The organism is Parafrankia sp. Ea1.12, assembly GCF_900465275.1.
Lineage (GTDB): Bacteria > Actinomycetota > Actinomycetes > Frankiales > Frankiaceae > Parafrankia > Parafrankia soli.
The window spans coordinates 1-1472 of sequence record NZ_UBIZ01000700.1 but is presented as its reverse complement, the minus strand read 5'-3'; the positions used below and the strand labels follow the sequence as shown (position 1 = coordinate 1472).

The window sequence follows — 1472 nt, the reverse complement described above, 5'->3', positions numbered from 1 at the left end:
GGACGGGTCAGCCACAGCCCACGATCATCACCAGACCGCCGACCCGATCAAGCAACGGCCCCAGCGTGTCATCCCAACACATCAACCCAGCTCAGCGGACCAGCCGCGCGGACCCGTGAATGGATACCTGGTGTTGTGGGGCGGGTCGGCGTGTCCTCGTGACGTGGGACGACCTTCGGAAGATCGTGCTCTCGCCAAAGAAGCCGGATCAAGCCGAAGGTCGTGATGGGCAGTGTGCAGGACGAACCAGGACGCGTCGAGGCTCTGGGACGGCTGTGTCGCTTCCGGCAGGAGTTCTACGACTGCCTGACCCGCCGAGCGGACGCGCTGTTTGAAACGGCGGAGGCGGTGCTGTGCACCGACGGCCCGGTCCGGACGCTGGTCGACCTGACGCTGGCCCCGGAGCACCGTCGCGGCCACGGAGCCTTGTACGACGGGCTGAACAGCGGCCGATTAGAGATCGCCCGGCTGCGACGTGCGCTCGCGGACCTTCCGCTGCCCGCGGCCGCCGACGGACGACTCGTGCTGGCCGTCGATGTCAGTCCGTGGCTGCGCTCGGACGCGCCGACCAGCGCGCAGCGGCTGTTCTGCCATGTGCACGGGCGGGCGAAGAACCAGTCCCAGCTGATCCCGGGCTGGCCGTACTCCTTCGTAGCCGCCCTCGAAACCGGCCGGACGTCGTGGACCGCGGTCCTGGACGCGGTGCGCCTCGGCCCCGACGACGACGCCACAGCGGTGACCGCCGACCAGCTCCGGGCGGTCGTGGGCCGCCTGACCTCAGCCGGACACTGGCACGACGGCGACCCGAACATCCTGATCGTGATGGACGCCGGGTATGACGTGACCCGGCTGGCGTTCGTCCTGGCCGACCTGCCCGTCGAGGTCCTCGGCCGGATCCGTTCCGACCGTGTCCTGCGGCTCCCCAAACCACCGAGACAGCCAGGTACCAACGGCCGTCCGCCCAAGCACGGCCCCGAGTTCGCCCTCGACAGGCCCGCGACCTGGCCCGAACCGCAGCACACCACCATCACCAACACCAGCCGCTACGGCACCGCCACCGCGACCAGCTGGAACCGGCTACACCCCCGGCTCACCCACCGCACCTGCTGGCTCGACCACCCCGGCGACCTGCCGATCATCGAAGGGACCCTCATCCGCCTGCAGGTCGACCACCTGCCCGGCGACCGAGACCCCACGCCCGTCTGGCTGTGGACCTCCGCCACCAACGCCACCGCCGCCGACATCGACCGCGCCTGGCAGTCATTCCTGCGCAGGTTCGACCTGGAACACACCTTCCGGCTGTTCAAACAGACCCTCGGCTGGACCCGCCCGAAGATCCGCACCCCGCAGGCCGCCGACCGCTGGACCTGGCTAATCATCGCCGCCCACACCCAGCTCCGCCTCGCCCGACCCCTGACCCGCGACCTACGCCGCCCCTGGGAGAAACCCGCCCCACCAGGACGGCTCACCCC

At 70.0% G+C, this 1472-nt stretch carries 1 protein-coding gene; it reads left to right on the top strand.

Annotated features, from left to right (window positions below; translation table 11 throughout):
• Positions 1 to 225: 225 nt before the first annotated feature.
• A partial coding sequence (locus FMEAI12_RS35660; RefSeq protein ID WP_146776860.1) for an NF041680 family putative transposase occupies positions 226 to 1472 on the top strand: 1247 nt, incomplete at its 3' end.